Source organism: Hymenobacter negativus (genome assembly GCF_017571495.1).
GTDB lineage: Bacteria > Bacteroidota > Bacteroidia > Cytophagales > Hymenobacteraceae > Hymenobacter > Hymenobacter negativus.
In genome coordinates this window covers 565117-581171 of the sequence record NZ_JAGETZ010000001.1, presented here as the reverse complement: position 1 = coordinate 581171, position 16055 = coordinate 565117, and the positions used below count along the sequence as shown (strand labels likewise).

13 protein-coding genes are annotated in these 16055 nt (G+C 60.5%); 10 read left to right on the top strand and 3 right to left on the bottom strand.

The window, feature by feature from the left end:
* Window positions 1-65 precede the first annotated feature (65 nt).
* Both J4E00_RS02530 and J4E00_RS02525 read left to right on the top strand, forming a co-directional pair.
* Complete coding sequence (locus J4E00_RS02530; protein WP_208173430.1) at window positions 66-3329, top strand: hypothetical protein; 3264 nt, start codon at window positions 66-68, stop codon at window positions 3327-3329.
* A gap of 228 nt (window positions 3330-3557) precedes the next feature.
* Entirely contained in the window at window positions 3558-4139 is a 582-nt protein-coding gene (locus tag J4E00_RS02525; protein WP_208173429.1) for a hypothetical protein, read from the top strand.
* A gap of 958 nt (window positions 4140-5097) precedes the next feature.
* Here J4E00_RS02525 and J4E00_RS02520 read toward each other — a convergent pair.
* The 3 genes from J4E00_RS02520 to J4E00_RS02510 all read right to left on the bottom strand — a co-directional run bounded on the left by J4E00_RS02520 (window position 5098) and on the right by J4E00_RS02510 (window position 7246).
* Window positions 5098-5766: a hypothetical protein gene (locus J4E00_RS02520; RefSeq protein ID WP_208173428.1), complete on the bottom strand. Its 669-nt coding sequence runs from the start codon at window positions 5764-5766 to the stop codon at window positions 5098-5100.
* Window positions 5767-6055: 289 nt separating this feature from the next.
* Window positions 6056-6544, bottom strand: a complete 489-nt coding sequence (locus J4E00_RS02515) for a hypothetical protein (RefSeq protein ID WP_208173427.1) — start codon at window positions 6542-6544, stop codon at window positions 6056-6058.
* 141 nt (window positions 6545-6685) lie between these two features.
* Window positions 6686-7246 (bottom strand): hypothetical protein, encoded by a 561-nt coding sequence (locus tag J4E00_RS02510; protein WP_208173426.1) that lies wholly within the window; start codon window positions 7244-7246, stop codon window positions 6686-6688.
* Window positions 7247-7816: 570 nt separating this feature from the next.
* On the opposite strand from J4E00_RS02510, the gene J4E00_RS29930 reads away from it, so the two are divergent.
* The 8 genes from J4E00_RS29930 to J4E00_RS02470 all read left to right on the top strand — a co-directional run bounded on the left by J4E00_RS29930 (window position 7817) and on the right by J4E00_RS02470 (window position 16001).
* Complete coding sequence (locus tag J4E00_RS29930) at window positions 7817-11383, top strand: T9SS type A sorting domain-containing protein (RefSeq protein WP_208173425.1); 3567 nt, start codon at window positions 7817-7819, stop codon at window positions 11381-11383.
* A gap of 338 nt (window positions 11384-11721) precedes the next feature.
* Window positions 11722-11892 carry a hypothetical protein gene (locus tag J4E00_RS02500; protein WP_208173424.1) on the top strand — a complete coding sequence of 57 codons (171 nt, stop codon included), beginning with the start codon at window positions 11722-11724 and terminating at the stop codon, window positions 11890-11892.
* Complete coding sequence (locus J4E00_RS02495) at window positions 11889-12038, top strand: hypothetical protein (protein ID WP_208173423.1); 150 nt, start codon at window positions 11889-11891, stop codon at window positions 12036-12038. The genes J4E00_RS02500 and J4E00_RS02495 overlap by 4 nt, the downstream gene beginning before the upstream one ends.
* A 161-nt stretch (window positions 12039-12199) precedes the next feature.
* A complete protein-coding gene (locus J4E00_RS02490; RefSeq protein WP_208173422.1) occupies window positions 12200-13051 on the top strand; it encodes an aldo/keto reductase in 852 nt (283 codons plus the stop codon).
* Between the two features lie 5 nt (window positions 13052-13056).
* Complete coding sequence (locus tag J4E00_RS02485) at window positions 13057-13446, top strand: nuclear transport factor 2 family protein (RefSeq protein ID WP_208173421.1); 390 nt, start codon at window positions 13057-13059, stop codon at window positions 13444-13446.
* Between the two features lie 35 nt (window positions 13447-13481).
* Entirely contained in the window at window positions 13482-14471 is a 990-nt protein-coding gene (locus J4E00_RS02480; RefSeq protein WP_208173420.1) for an aldo/keto reductase, read from the top strand.
* A gap of 59 nt (window positions 14472-14530) precedes the next feature.
* Window positions 14531-15106 (top strand): NAD(P)H-binding protein, encoded by a 576-nt coding sequence (locus tag J4E00_RS02475; protein ID WP_208173419.1) that lies wholly within the window; start codon window positions 14531-14533, stop codon window positions 15104-15106.
* Between the two features lie 16 nt (window positions 15107-15122).
* On the top strand, window positions 15123-16001 hold the full coding sequence (locus tag J4E00_RS02470; protein ID WP_208173418.1) for a helix-turn-helix domain-containing protein: 879 nt from the start codon (window positions 15123-15125) through the stop codon (window positions 15999-16001).
* Window positions 16002-16055 lie beyond the last annotated feature (54 nt).

The window sequence follows — 16055 nt, the reverse complement described above, 5'->3', positions numbered from 1 at the left end:
GTGCCAGCCGCTATCCAAACGCTTGTTCAATTGAGCCTAAGTTTGTGCCTTGCCACTTCACGCTTATGACCATCGCCACGCTCCTGACGGAACTCGAAACCTTTCCCTACCATAACCGGGTAAAGCGCTTGGTGACGCTCGGGCAGCAGGCCCGCACCGACACGGTGGTGGCTGCCCTGCTGCACTCCCTGTCCACGGCCGAGGGCTTCTACGAGCGCCAATTGGCGCTGCTGGCCTGCTACGGCAGCATGGACGGGAAGCAGGTCGTGGCCGCGCTGGGCGACCCGTCACGCCTGCTGCGGGACCTGGCGCTGCGCTTGGTGGCCCACATCTGCACCGATGCGCAGGTTGGGGCGGCGTTTGCCGTCCTGCCCCGCCGAGCGCAACCCAAGCTCCTGCGGATGCTGCTGCGGCAGCGGCGGGGAGCCGTTGTGGATGCCCTGCTGGAAGGACTGGCCGCTGGTCCGGATGCGCGGCTGGCGCAATTGCTGTATTTTGGCACCGCGGCCTTGGTGGAGAAGCACATGGCGGCGGTGATGCCGGGCTGGGGCAGTATGGATTGGGAGCGGCTGGCCAAGTACCACCCGGCTATTGCGTTTGCGCAACTGCACGACCAGCTGCGCACCCTGACGGCCCCGGATGCACGGCTGCTTTACCACGTGAACGCGGTGCTGGCTCCCCTGGCGGAGCGTGAGACCGACCACGCCATAACGCTGGTGCGCGCGTTGCTGCGCCAAGAGCCGCCCGCCCGCATCGCGCTGCACCACCTGGCCCGGCGGCGCCCCAACGAGGTGGTGGATTTACTGCTTGCGCACGAAGACGGCGCGGCGGTGCGGCTTCCCCTCAACCGGCTCGCCCCCCGCCTCACCGAAACCCGCCTGCTGGCTGTGCTCCGGCACCGGCCCACCCTGGTCGCCGACCGCGAAGCCTGGCTGGGCCGCGTGCCCCCGGCGCTGCGCCGGGCCGCATTTGAGGTGGCCGGCAACGGGTGGCGCAGCGCCGAAGGGGTGGTGCCAACGGGTGTGGTCGCGCGGCTGCCCGCCGAACTGCGCGCCGCCGAAGCCCGCCGCCACCTCGCCCTGCCCGCGCTGGCGGCGCGGCCGGCCCAGCGGCTGCCCTATGCGGCCTTTTTGCCGTGGGACGAAGCCCACACCGTGCTCACTCCGTATGTGCGCAACCCCGATGCCGACCTGCGCACCCTGGCCCTGGCCACCCAAATTAAGGTAGCCCGCTTTCACCGGGCCCAACTACCCGCCGCGCTGGCCCTGGTGCGCGCCCGTGCCAACGAGCAGGACCCCGTGCGCCAGGCGATGCTGGCGGCGCTGGCCGGCCTGCCCCCGGCCCGCTGGCAAGCCGCTCATTTAGACGACCTAAGCCTGGTTCTCCGCGATGCCCTGAACGCCGCCGACTTATCAGCGGGCACTGCCCGCTCGGCCGAGCACCTGGTGGTGGCGCTGGTGCCGTTTCAGCCCAAATGGGCGGCGGGGTGGCTGGCCGAGCTGGCGCGGGCGCGTGGGGTCATTTATTTCCCCAACTTGGGTGAACGGCTAACCGCGGCCGACGTCCGCCGCGTGGCGCCCGCCCTGCTGCCGGTGCTACAGGCCTGGGCCACCCGCGAGCGAGAAGTATGGTTAGTCGAGGCAGCCCATCGACTGGGCCGGCGGCTTCGGGTGTTCGAGGGCCTGACCGACTTGCTGGAAACTGTACTGGTCACCACGCGGCAGAGCTACGTGGCCTCGCAGATACTCCAGCTGCTGGGCGAGCACCAGTCCGCCCGCCTCGGTGCCCTGGTTCCGGCCCTGCTGCACAGCGACCCCAGTGTGGTCACGCTACCAGCCGTTTACACCTACCTGCACCGGCAACGACAGGATTTGCTCACGCCCTTTCTGGGGCAGCGCGCCTATAAGGGGCGGTTTTCAACCGGAAACACGCGCTTCGTGCTGCCCTTGTTTACGCATTTTTACCGCTGGACCCCGACGCAGCAGCGCCTGTTTGCCGAAACGCTGACGCAACTGACGCAGGATGGACAGCGCGACACGCCCGCGCTGTTTCAGGCGATTCACCAGTTGGCCGCGCTGCCGGCAGTGGTGCCGACGAGCCTATTTAGGCTGGCCGATGCGCGCCTGGAGCGGGTGGCCGTGCGCGACACGGCCGTGCGGGCCCTGGCCCGGCTCGATGGCGGGCAGGGCGTACCGGTGCTGGTGGAAGCCCTGGCCGACACACGGGCGCGCATCGCCATCTATGCCCTGCGCTCAACGCTGCTGGAAATGCCCGCTCCGCAGGCCCTGGCCCTGCTCCAAACGGCCCCCACCGAAAAAGTAACGGTGGCCAAAGAAGTGCTGCGCCTGCTGGGCGAACTGGACACGCCGGCTGCCTACCCGCTGCTGCTGGAAATGGCCGCCCGCCCGCTTCACCGCGACGTGCGCGTGGCCCTGCTCCGGGCCCTGTGGGACCACCCGGACCGCGCCGAAACGTGGCCCCTGCTGCGCGCGGTTGCGGCCGACCCAGACCCGGCCGTCGCGGCCGGCGTGGCCCGGATTCCGACCGACCGCCTGTCGCCCGCCGGGCAACAACAGGTGCTGGCGCTGCTGGGAACACTGCTGCGCCACCCGGATGCTCCGTTGCGGGTACAGGTGCTGGGCCGGTGCGTTTCGCTCCCGTTGGCCGACCCCGGCCAGGTGCTGCTGCCGCCGCTGCTAGCCGACCTGCACTCGCCGCTGCCCGACGAATACCGCGCCGCCGCCCGCGCCCTGTTTGCCACCTACGCCGTGTCGCACCCGGCCCTCATTGCCGAAACCGTGGCCCGGGTGCGGCCCGAGCGGCGCGTGCTCCACGCCACGCTCGACGCGCTGCGCGCCGCCCTGCCCGGCAACCGGAGCGCTTTGCAGCCCCTGGTACAGGGCCTGCTGGCCGCCCTGCGCCCCGACCCGCTGACGGTGCGGCTGCAAGTTCAATTGGCCGTGGCAGGCCTGCCCTGGCCCGAGCTGGCCGCTTTCCTCAGCGAGTTGGCCACTACCGACGCGCTGGACGCCGAATCGTTGCTGACGGCCGCGGAAGCCATTGCCAGAAGCGGGCAGCGCGCGGGCCAGCCGCTGGCGGATGATTCGCTGGTGTCCTTTGAGCGGGCTTTGGCTGACCATTCCGATGCCCGACTGCGGCGCCTGGCCCTGGCCGCACTGCTGGCGCAAGCCACCCAGCCCGCCGGCTGGACCGCGGCGCTTCGCACGCGCCTCAACCAGTACCACACGGACCCGGCCCCGCTCGTGGCCGCCGCCGCGCAGTTCACGTTTCCTCCGCCCATAGAGGAAACAGCACCTGGTAATACCTAAGATTTTCAAGGCAAGTGTGTTAGCCTGCCTCACCGCATTGCCCTGTTAAGCAGGTCATCCATAGGTGCCTGCAGGGCAAATCGCTGGTCCCGGGCCGGGCTGTTTCGGCTAGCGACCAGTCTTTAGCTTGACTGCTGCCGGTTCGATTGATGTGGGCCAGACAGGCAGTACGAACCGGTTCTAGTCAGATGCAAAGGCTTTTAGCGATTACGACCATTTAGTTGAACCATGAGCAAGCATTTGCGCTACGGTGCCTTCTTTTTCCTCATGGCCGGGCCCCTGTTCATGCGTTGCGGGGAGCCATCCAGCGCCGGGCACGACATCCAGGCGCTGGAACTGCTGCATTTCAACGGCCAGAACGAAACATGGGTCTACCGGATGGATTCGGTCGGCCGGGTACAAGCTCTATACCTCAACGCGGCCGCGCCCGATTCCGCCGTCCATTGTTTTGCCCTGTCAGAACCCCAACGACGGCAAGTACTGACCTTAGCCCAGCAGGTGGTGCGCTTGGATTCAATCGGGACGGGCGGCATCCGAATTGAGCCAACGGACGGGGCAATTGTCAAGGTGCTGGTCTACCGCAAAGGCCAACGCCTGTTCTCGTACGGCAATGCTCCCGTTGCGGCCTACGCGGACCCCCAGGCAATTGTCTTTCACTTGGCGCAGGCGCTGCGCGAGGCGGGCGCGTCGCCCGGGAAGCCGTCGCCGTGCGTCGAGGCCTTCTCCGCGCCGGTACTGGCCCAAGGCCTAGAGGACCTCTTCCATTTTCCTCGTCCCGACACGCTGCCCAAAGGCGCCGCGCAGGAGTAACCAGTCAGTCTTGTGACCGGTTAACACCTTTCACAAAGGCTCGTTAATTTAGACCACCGTTAATTTGAACCTGATTAGAGAAGTGAGGCTATCGAAGAAAAAGCCACTCGAAGCAAGTGCCAGGCAAATACGATAAGGCGAAGCACCCAGCCACGGCTGCCACCCCGAGCAGCAAGGCCGCCCGGTGACGCAGGGCCTTGTGCTCCCAAGCCGACAAGCCCATCATCGCCGCCCAAAACAACAAGCACGGAACATGCAGCATGCTCAATAGCAAGTGCGTGTTGTACCCCCACCCCGACAGGACCGCACCCGGGGGCTGGTCCGGCAAGTATTGCGGCCAATGCCCTAAGGCGATGCGTGCGTACACCATGCAGGCAAAGGCTGATAGAACGGAGGCAACCAGCACGCCGGATACCACCAAGGCCAGCCAACGTTCTTCTTTTCACATTTCGGGAGGGGGATGGCTTCCGAGGGTGGATGCATGTGCAGTGGTAGCGCAAGGAGTGACTCTTCTCTAGCAACGTACACTTGGCAGGCTTATTCTAACGCTCGGTAATTTAGACCACCCTTTGCTTAAACTGTGGCAGGGCATTGACAGGACTGCATGGACAGCTGCGCTGGTAAGCACCACGGGACCTTACCTAGTCGAGATGAAGCCGCTTTCGCCGTTGCCTTTCTGCCCGTTTGCTCCTGCGTATCCACACCACTAAAAGGCCAACCACCCCATTAATGACAAGTGCGGCTCCAGCCAAAAAATGGGCTGTTTCGACCGACATGTTGTGTCCGCTCGATGGAAAAAGGAGCCAGAAGCACCCCAATGCCAACAGAGCTAGACACAGCAACCCTAACAGGACGTACCTCATGGCATTGTATGCTGTAGCTTGTTAGGCAAAGAAACGCTCGTTATTCTAAACGAAGTACGTTTAACGTACCGTTTGCGTGAACCAGTAACTGTGCTTTATTTGCTCATCAGACGGGCCATCAACTGCGTGGCTTCCTGGTTCAGGTCGACTTGCCGTTGCTGATTGGAAGGGTCTGCAGTTAGTTCTTTCAAATGCGCCACCAGTTCCACCAACGCGCGCATCCGCGTATCTGAGTCCGGTGACCATGTTTGGCCATTCCACCACCCCGCCCAGCGTTGGAACGCCATAAAATAGTAGGTCGTGCCGTCCAGTTGGTAACGTGGGGCGGGGGCAGGATATTGGGTCTGGGACAAGGCTTGGCGAATGACGGCAACCACGGCCGTAGCCAACGGCTCGGGCAACGTGGCCATACGAGTTTGCGCCGTTACGCGCCGCGCCGGGTGCTCCCGGAGCGCGGCCCGGACTTGCTGCTGGCAAACGCGGCTGATGACGGTATAGGTACCGGCGTTCTGCTCCACCGAGACCAGGTATTCAGGCGCAAAGGCGGGCACCACGACGATACGCGCCAACGGCTTGTCGGAGAGACCGGCAAATAATACTTGCTGGATGGCCGTGTGGAAGGGCTGGTAGCGTCTGTCTTCGAACAGCCCTCCCCTGCTTGGTTCTAGGTGGTCGTCAACGTGCTGGGCATGTCCAACCAAGGGATAGGCACAACAAAGCACCGAGTAAGTCAGCACGCGTATCCGCTTAAAGCAAGAGAGCATATAAATGTAATGACGAAGACCAATTTAAGGCTCGTTTTGCTGAACTCCTAACGGGTCTGCCTTATAAGGTAAAAGCGCGCATTTTAACCCTCCAAAAAATGGTCGTATTCTGAGGTGGCCAAGCAAGCCTTGGTGCGTCTGGGTAAGCGCACCAAGGCCTAGAGTAAGGTGCTGGGGTGCAAGGCGTGGTAGGAAATTACCAGATTCCCCCGCAACTCCCTGCCTGGTTTGTGGGCTCCGTACCGGTCTGAGCTTCTATTAACTGCTTCACAGCGGTGGGCCTCCCTGCTCAGGCCGTTGGGTGAAGTGCCTGCTGGCGGTAGTAGACCAGTAGTTTGCGCAGGCGGGCCGCAGTGATGCCACAGTCGCTCACGTCCAGCCGCCGGATGGCGGTGGGAGTTCGGTAGGCCAGCGACACGGTGCGCCATTTGCCGTTGCGCACCACCACCACTTCCTCGTCCCAAATGCTGCGCCAGGCGTCCAGTGGGTCGGTGCCGAGCTGGATGCCCAGCACACCCAGTCGAAAAACAGGCTGGTGGCGCATCAACTGCATGGCATAGTGCCCCGCGCACCCGGCAGCGACGACCACCACGACCCAGCCGAAGGCGTAGCCAGCCAGGGACTTGAGCGCAGAAAGTGAGAAAGCGAACGGGAGCAGTGGCTTGTGCAGCAGCATGGCAGTGCCTCCTACACTCAGCAACGAGAACCACATAATCCACATTGGCACTTTCCACCGGGACAAATACACGACGGTTTCGGGGGCAAAGGAAGGGGGCATGGGGAGAAGCGTAGCAGCAATAAATTCTACGTGGAAGCCCCGTGCAAAGCTGCACGAAAGCCAGTGAGTGGGTCATTGCCACGCAATTGGGCGGGAGCAAGGGCGTGGCAGGCTAGGCGCTACTCACCATCAAAAACGCACCTAATGTGTTAACCCACCAATTCCCGCAATCAGCCCTACGACGAAGCCGCTGATGGTGGCCAGGCCCGAAACCAGCAGCAGTAGTACCAGTGGAAGCGTTTTGCCGCTCGTAGAGGGCAGAATACGTAGTTTGTCGCCGAGAAGAAACTGGGTGGTGTAGGGGTTGATTAGTTCGTATTCACCGGGCAGGTCGGCCACAAAATCGGCGATACGTTGGGTGGTATCCCCGTCCATATTGGTCCGCTTCGACCAGTTCCAGAAGCTGGGCTGCAAGCGCTGCACCGGCCCGTCGGGCAGCCGGCGCACCCGAATTTCGACATCAGGGATAGTGAACCAGGTGCCCCAGCGGCCGGGACGGGTGCAGGACAGCTCGTAGGCCCCCGCCGCGGTGAGGGTGAAGCGAAACACGTCCTGGGCGGCCGGGAAGGCGAAGGCATTGGCCTCCGGACTAAACAGCCGGGTGGCCCAGCCAATGCCCCGCCCCAGCCCATAGATTCCTAACAAAAAAGCAGCGCCGCAGGGCCAGGCCAGCCAGACGGGCAACGCAGCACTACCAGGCATAGCCGCACGAGAAAGGTGAATACGGGATGGTACGCGGCAACCAATCCAATGTTGGCGTCGGGCCCCATGATGCAGATGCAGAGCAGCATTCGGTGAGCTGCTGAATAGGAAAGCCCAGCACCATCTCCCGCGTGGTGCTTTTTCTTACTTCGAGGATGCGAGATGCGATTACACGTGCTGCACCAACGTTCGCGGCCCAGGTTGCCGGGGCGCTACCTTGTGGCAGCCGGCCGCCCACTGGTTGCCGCCCAGCGCGAGCAGCGCCAAGGTTGGGCGGGGCAGTCATTTACAATCCAATGGAAGAGTTAAGGAGGTAAAAGTTTCGCTGGTCAGTGGGGGCTTAAATTAGCATAGTGCTAGCTTTGCCGCCCGGGTTCTTTCGTAGCCTACTATCATCTTTTCTTAATTCAATTTGTTATGAGTAAAGTTTTCCTCGCTTTCAGAGGGATGGGCGTAGCGTGCTGGCAGCTTTGCCTGCTGTTTATAGCGATAAGCGCTGCTTTGGTAGCGCCAGCCCATGGCCAGGTATGGCAGTGGGGGGTACAAAGGTCCTTTGGTAGCCCGGAGTATGTGCGCGACATAACTTATTCCAACGACCCCAATGGAGGAACAGTAGTAGCCGAATTGAAGCAAAGTTTTGTCCCCAATGCCGGTACTTTTATAACGAAGTTCGATGCAAACGGCGCGGTCGTATGGTCCCAACCCGTCAGACTTGCCCGCGCGAATACCAACCTCAATTACGCCATAACAGTAGAGGATGTGCAGCCTACGACGGGCGGCTACTACGTAGCCGGCTGGCTGCCCAATGACTCCACCGTTACGTTTGGTACAACGGTGCTTACAGCACCAGCTACTGGACAAACCCTCTACCGGGCTTTTTTAAGCGAGAGTGGTGCGTGGCAAACAGGGGTGATTGCCACGTTTTCGAGCCGTGCTATGCAATCGATGCTGCTCCGCACGGATGCTAGCGGCACCGTCTACGTAGCGGGCTTGTTCGGCCCCGGAACCGTAGCTTTTGGCAGCCAAACCGTGACTGTACCTACCGGTTCCAACGCGGCTTTGGAGTACGTAGTGGCCGCCTGCAACCCCGGTGCGGGTGGTTGGACCTGGGCTACCGTCACAACTACCACACACGAACTGCTTAACGGCATTCCCCGGTATCTATCCGATATGACGGTGAAGTATGGAACTGTCTGGATTACTGGCATCATTTCCGGGTCCTCAGTATCCTTCCCCCGCGCTACTGGTTCTGCGCTGACCCTCTTGCCCGGCGGCGGAACCACTAACGCCGGGGGCAACCGCGACGTGTTTCTAGCGGCGGCCAGTGGAGGAAGCTGGACGCATGCCAGTAATTTTGTTAATGACTTCTTTAACAACGGGCCTACAGGAGGCAAAGTAGCTATTGATGGGGCCGATAATGTGTACATTACCGGATACTCAGGCAGTGCCAGCGCCAATGGCGTTAGTTCGCCCGACGGGAATTTTATTGCCGCTTTTAATCCCTACACCAGTAGGTTCCAATGGGCAAAAGCAATTTCTTATGCTGGTAATGGTGCATTAGCTTGCAACGATAGTAGCACCGGTGCCATAGTATCAGGCGATTTATCGGGTTCAGCTACGTTCGGCGCAACCACGCTTACATCTTCTGCTTCCGTATCCGGCTACGTGAGTCGAATCACGAGTGCGGGTATCTGGCAATGGGCCGTAGGCTTTGGTGGTGCCAACGCCAATCTCGGGCATAGATATCTGAACGCTCATTTTTCCGGTGCTGTATACATAGCCGGCGAGTACAACGGTAGCGGACTGACGCTGGGTAGTACCATACTGCCTGTTGCACAAAACGGTGGCGACATCTTTTTGGCAAAGCTGACGGATACTCCTGTGCCCACCATTACCACCAGCCTTAACACAAACACCGCCGCGCAAAACATGGGAACTGCTGGCGACAACATCACTATCACGGGCACTAACCTGACGGGCGCCACCAGCATTACGTTTACTGGTACCACCAATTCGGTTGTAACCAGTGGCTTTACGGTGAATGCGGCTGGTACGCAGATTACGGGCGTTATCGTGCCAGGAGGAGCCCGCACCGGCCTCTTTAGTGTATCCACTCCCGGCGGCATGGCTACCAGCCCGCAGGTTTTTACAGTGATATCAACTTGGACGGGTGCCGTGAGCACAGACTGGGCTACCCCCAGCAATTGGCAGGGCGGCTCGTTGCCCACCATCACCGAACGGGCCCTGATTCCCACAGCAGTTCGTAATCCCCTGGTATCAGGCAATCAGGTAGTAGGCATTCTCGGCCTGTTTGGCACCGGCGTGGTCACCATCGCCGACAATTCCAGCCTGAGCCTCTATGGCGACGTGCCGGAAGGCGATGGGCAAGCCGGATTGGCGCTGGTCGTGCGCGGCGATGACCCTAACGCGGTGATGGCGCAATCTGTGGGGCTGCGCAACGGGGTGCTTCGCTTCGTGGGGGCGAACCGCCAGAAAATAGATGCCCGCAACGGTGCCCAATATCATTTCGACAACGTGTATGTAGGACCAGCCGGGGTACAGCTGTACCGGGTTTCGATGCGGCTCCACGGTACGCTGACACTGACGGGTGATATGGATGCCGCCAATGCGTTTGCACAAAACAATAAGCCGTTGGTGCTGATGTCGGATGCAGTTGGTACAGCGCTGGTCGCAAATTCGGGCGGACAGGTACTTGGTCCCGTCACGGTGCAGCGCTACATCGACCCGAGTGTGAACAACGGTCCGGGCTACCGTCATTACAGCTCGCCTGTGACCGGCAATACGCTGGCTGACCTGGCCACCCCCGGCTTTGCACCCGTCTTCAACCCGGCGTATAATTCCTCCTCCACGCCACTTATGGTCACCCCTTTTCCTACGGTATATGGATACAACCAGAGTCGATTGGCCACCACAAGTAATAATGTCCCCACTTTTGACAAAGGCTGGTTTTCGCCCGTCGATGCCAGCAGCCAGCCTAATGCCACCGTGCCAGGAATAGGTTATAGTGTGCACCTGCCTGCTTCGGAAACCGTCGACTTCGTGGGTGCGCTGAACTCGGGTAACTATTCAGTGCCGTTAGTGCGTGGCGGGGGCCCGGAGGCTGGTTGGCAGTTGGTGGGCAACCCATACCCGGCGCCGCTCGACTACAGCTTGGTAGCGCCTGCTGACCGCACCAATCTGGATGCGGCCATGTACGTTTTCGAAAGTACTGCTTCCTACAGCGGTACTTACCGCAGCTACGTTAACGGGGTGGGCGACCCAATGGTGGCCAGCAGCCAGGGCTTTTTCGTGCGCGTGAGCGCCGGCCAGACCAGCGGCACCCTTACCTTCCGCAACAGCCAGCGCCTTACTCAGGCTGCCCCCTCCACCTTCCGTCGGGGTGCTGCCGATACCCGGCCACAGTTGCAGTTGGCGCTGGCCGGCACCAGTGGCCTCGTAGACGGGCTAGTACTGTATATGCAAGCTGGAGCAACGGCGGGCATGGATGCTCAGTTCGACGCCGTGAAGCTCCATAATTCCACAGGGCTGAACCTGGCAGCCGTGGCCACCACTGGCGAGGAACTTGCCATTGATGGCCGGCCGGTGCTAGGTACTTCCTCCATAACCATCCCACTCGCTGTGGCGGTGCCCGCCCCTGGTACCTACCATCTGCGGGTAGCAGGCTTGCTCAACCTGCCCGCCACTATGCAGGTCGAGTTGCTCGATAATCTGACGGGGCAGCGCCTGGACCTGCGCAGCCTTCCCGCCGCTGGCTATACTTTCCCTGTAACTGCCGCACAGGCGGCCGCTGGTTTTGCCGGGCGGTTCTTTGTTGCCTTTAATCCGGGCGCCGCGCCATTGGCGGCAAACACGGCGGCCTTAGCGGCAGGAATGAGCCTCTACCCAAATCCCGCCCATAACACAGTTACGGTCCTGATGCCTGCCAATACCAGAGCTGAGAATGCGACGCTGACTCTCACCGATGCGCTGGGACGCATTGTGCAGGTGCGGAACATCAGCCAGGCGATGACCGAAGTCCCCATTGTGCTGGATTTAAACGGATTACCTAGTGGCATGTACACCCTATTGGTGCGTACGGGCGCTGCTAAGGTGGTCCGGCGGCTAGTAGTAGAGTAGCCTGATTAATTTAGTTCAACAGCAAAAGCCCTGGCCACAGCCAGGGCTTTTTGTTTGAGGCGTTAGCTAACCCAAGCTGCGGAGTAGTCGTGCACCAGTAAAAAAGTTGAGAGAACTGAAACCAGGACAAAAGGGGGTATTCAATACGCCTTGCCACTTGTTTGAATTTTTACATTATTGGTTTGATTCGTGATTTCCAGCCGCTGCTAGCCGCCGGACCTTTGTTCTGCAAATGAGCCTTGGCGCGGCTGCTCTCCCGATACCTTGCCTGTCCAGCACGAGAGCAACTGCCGCCCATTTGCAATTGGTAATCAGTTGACTTTTAATTAGTAATTGCAATGAAAACGAGAAAACTCGGCACTGGCGGCCTCGAAGTTTTGGCCCTCGGCATGGGCTGCATGGGCCTGCGCTTCGGCCTGGGCCTGACCGCCGACCAGGCCAAAGGCATCCGCATGATTCGCGTCGCCATGGAGCGCGGCATCACCTTCTCCGACACCGCCCAGGCATGAACAAAATCGAATACCTCGACGATAACCTAAAAGCCGTAGACCTGGAGATGACCACCGCCGACCTGCCAGAGATTGACCGTCAGTTGGCTGGCATCCAGGTGCAGGGCGAGCGGCTCGATGTTGGCCTGCTGAGCATGCCGGAATAATCAATGGATTTCCCAGAACGTCATGTTGCGCTTGCCAGAGCATCTCTACCACCGTGCTAGAGCGGTTTCGGAATCGATAGGTAGTTCGCATGCAGTAGCGCGGACGCTGTCGTCCGTGCTACGACGATACACAACCAAAAACAGTAAACGGAAAACAAGTCATGCAAGCAGTTGAATTGAATAATGGGGTGAAAATGCCCCTGCTAGGTTTCGGCGTGTACCAGGTAACGGATGCGGCCGAGTGCGAAAACAGCGTGTACGAAGCCATCCGGGCCGGTTACCGGCTGATTGATACGGCCGCAGCCTATGGCAACGAAGAAGCGGTGGGGCACGCCATAAAACGCAGCGGCGTGGCGCGCGAAGAGCTGTTTATTACCACCAAGCTGTGGGTGCAGGACGCCAGCTACGAGGGTGCCAAGCAGGCGTTTGAAACCTCGCTCCGGAAGCTGGGACTGGATTACCTGGACCTGTACCTGATTCATCAGCCCTTCGGCGACGTGCACGGCGCGTGGCGGGCCATGGAAGAGCTCTACCACGCCGGCCGCATTAGGGCCATTGGCGTCAGCAACTTCTACCCCGACCGGCTAATCGACCTCATGGCGCACAACCAAGTGGTGCCGGCCGTGAACCAGGTCGAAACCCATCCCTTCCACCAGCAGCTTGACGCGCAGCAGTTCATGCAGGAAAACAAGGTGCAGATTGAATCGTGGGGGCCGTTTGCTGAAGGCCGAAATAACTTGTTTCACAACGAGTTGCTGGGTGAAATCGGCGCGAAATACCACAAGAGCATCGCGCAGGTCGTGCTGCGCTGGCTGGTGCAGCGCGGCGTGGTGGCCATTCCCAAGTCGGTGCGCCGGGAGCGCATCGTGGAGAACTTCAACATCTTCGATTTTGAGTTGAGCGCTGGGGATATGGCTGCCATTGCCACGCTCGACACCAGGGCCAGTGCCTTCTTCGACCACCGCGACCCGACTATTGTGCAGTGGATTGGCAGCATGAAAATCCACGACTAGCCGCCATGCAAGCGCCTTCTCCCATCGCCACGGACCAAGAAATCCTAATGCTGTCCAGCGATAAGTTTCGTTGGAAAACCACGGGCAATATTGATGCTGTGGCCGATTTATTCGACGATGAATTGGTCTTTGTGCACCTCGACGGGCACATTTCCTCTAAGCGGGAATGGATAGATGAACTGCGCGCCAAGCGGTTCGTGTACCACACCATCACGTTCCGGGAAGCCTCTGCCAAGGTGTATGGCAGCACCGCCGTGCTGGTCGGCAAAGCGACGTTCAACGTGACCATGAACGGCCGCCGGGGTACCTACAACCTGGTCTACACGGAAGTATACACCCGGAAAAACGACCAGTGGAAACTGGTTAATCTCCACACCTGCTCGGCAGGGTATTAGTTCTTTTATTATCCTCACCTCTTTAACTAAAAATCATGAAAACGAGAAAATTAGGTTCTGGTGGATTGGAAGTTTCGGCCCTCGGGCTGGGCTGCATGGGCATGAGCTTTGGCCTGGGCCCGGCCGCCGACAAGCAGGAAATGGTGCAGTTGATTCGGGCTGCCGTAGAGCGCGGCGTCACCTTCTTCGATACGGCGGAGGTGTATGGCCCGTTCACCAACGAAGAGTTGGTGGGCGAGGCACTCCAGCCTTTCCGTGACCAGGTGGTCATCGCCACCAAATTCGGGTTCAACACTGCCGTGGCTGGCACGGCAGGCGGGTTGAATAGCCGGCCTGAGAACATTAGGGCCGTGGCCGAAGCCTCGCTCAAGCGCCTGCGCACCGACCGCATCGACCTGTTCTACCAGCACCGCGTTGACCCGAGCGTGCCCATTGAGGACGTGGCTGGCGCAGTGAAAGAGCTGATTCAGGAAGGCAAAGTGAAGCACTTTGGCCTGTCGGAGGCAGGCGTGCAGACCATCCGCCGGGCTCATGCCGTGCAGCCCGTAGCGGCTTTGCAGAGCGAATACTCGCTGTGGTGGCGCGAACCCGAGCAGGAAATCCTGCCCGCGCTGGAAGAGTTGGGCATTGGCTTTGTGCCCTTCAGCCCGCTGGGCAAGGGCTTTCTGACCGGCAAAATTGACGAGAATACGGAGTTCGATAAGTCAGATTTCCGCAACACCGTGCCGCGCTTTTCGCCCGAGGCGCGCAAAGCCAACCAGGCGCTGGTAGACTTGCTCGGTCGCATTGCCCAGGACAAGCAGGCCACCCCCGCGCAGATTGCGCTGGCCTGGCTGCTAGCCCAAAAGCCCTGGATTGCGCCCATTCCTGGCACCACCAAGCTCCACCGCCTGGAAGAAAACCTGGCTGCCGTCGACCTCGACCTGTCGGCTGCCGACCTGCGCGCAATTGAGGAAGCCGCCGCGCAGATTTCCGTGCAGGGTGCCCGCTACGCCGAGGCCCAGCAGAAGATGATAAACCGCTAGGCTGCGGAAAGCAGCGGCGGCCGGGCCGCCGGTCGCCGCTGCCATCCCATTCCAATCACATGAAAAAAGTCCTTATCCTGGGTGCCAGTGGCAACATTGCACAGCACGTCATCGAGCTACTCGTCGAAAACGAGGAGGTTCACCTCACGCTATTTGTGCGCAGCGCCCGCCGCCTGCGCCGCCAGCCCACCAACGCCCGCGTGGTCGAAGGCGACGTGCTGAACGCCGCGCAGCTGCAAGCCGCCGTCACTGGCCAGGACATCGTGTACGCCAACCTGGCGGGCGACCTGGAGCGCATGGCCCGAAATATTGTGCAGGCCATGACCAAAACCGGAGTGAAAAGGGTCATCTTCATCAGCTCCATCGGCATCTACGAGCAGCCGTTGAAGGCCGTGCTGAAGCCCTACCGCGCGGCTGCCGACGTGCTGGAAACGTCGGACCTGGATTACACCATCCTGCGGCCAGCCTGGTTTACCAGTGCCAGCGAGGTAGACTACGAAATCACTCCAAAGGGCACACCCGAGCGCGGCTCGGTAATTTCGCAGAAAAGCCTGGCCACGTTCATCACCAAAATCATCGGGTCACCAGCACAGTATGCCCGGCAAAGCCTTGGCATCAACAAGCCCAACTCGTAGCCAACTACTTACTGCCATGAACAACGAAGTAAAAGCTACCAGCGCCGAAATAAATAGCCAGGAGCTGCGCTTGAAGGGCTTCAAGGTCTACGAGGTGGGCACGTCAGTCAATCCGGTGCCGTCTTACAGCCGGCGCGACTTTTACAAAATAGGCTTGTTTACCGGCGAGGTCACCATCCACTACGCCGACCGGGCCATTGCGATGAGCGGGACCACCTTGCTCTTCACCAATCCGCACGTGCCGTACTCCACCGAGCTACACTCGGCTACCATGACGGGTTATTCCTGCCTGTTCACGGAGGAGTTCATCAAGGCCGGCGACCGGTCCGACAGCCTGCAGCACTCGCCCCTGTTCAAAATCGGCGGCACCCCTGTGTTTTCGCTCACCGCCGAGCAGGCCGCTTACATCACTGGCATCTACCAGAAGATGTTGGCCGAGCAGCGAACCGACTACGTCTTCAAAAACGACCTGATTCGCACCTACATCCAACTACTCATCCACGAGGCCCTGCGCATGCAGCCGGCAGAGAACTTCTTCCAGCCCAAAAACGCCTCCTCGCGCATTGCCTCTTTGTTTCTGGAGTTGCTGGAGCGCCTGTTTCCGGTGGAAAGCCCCGAGCAGGTGCTGCCCTTGAAAACGGCCCAGGACTTCGCCAATCGGCTTTCGGTACACGTCAACCACCTGAACCGCGCCGTGAAGGAAGTGACCGGCAAGCCCACCACCGCCCTCATCGCCGACCGCATTATCAGCGAAGCCAAAGCCCTGCTCCACCACACCAATTGGGACGTGGCCGCCATTGGCTACGGTCTGGGCTTCGATTCGGCGTCCTACTTCAACAGCTTCTTCAAAAAGCACACCGGCAACACCCCCCTGGCCTTTCGCAGGGCGGTGTGAACTGTACCCCGTAGGCTTCGGGATACACGTTCCGCCAACGCAAATGGCTTTTGC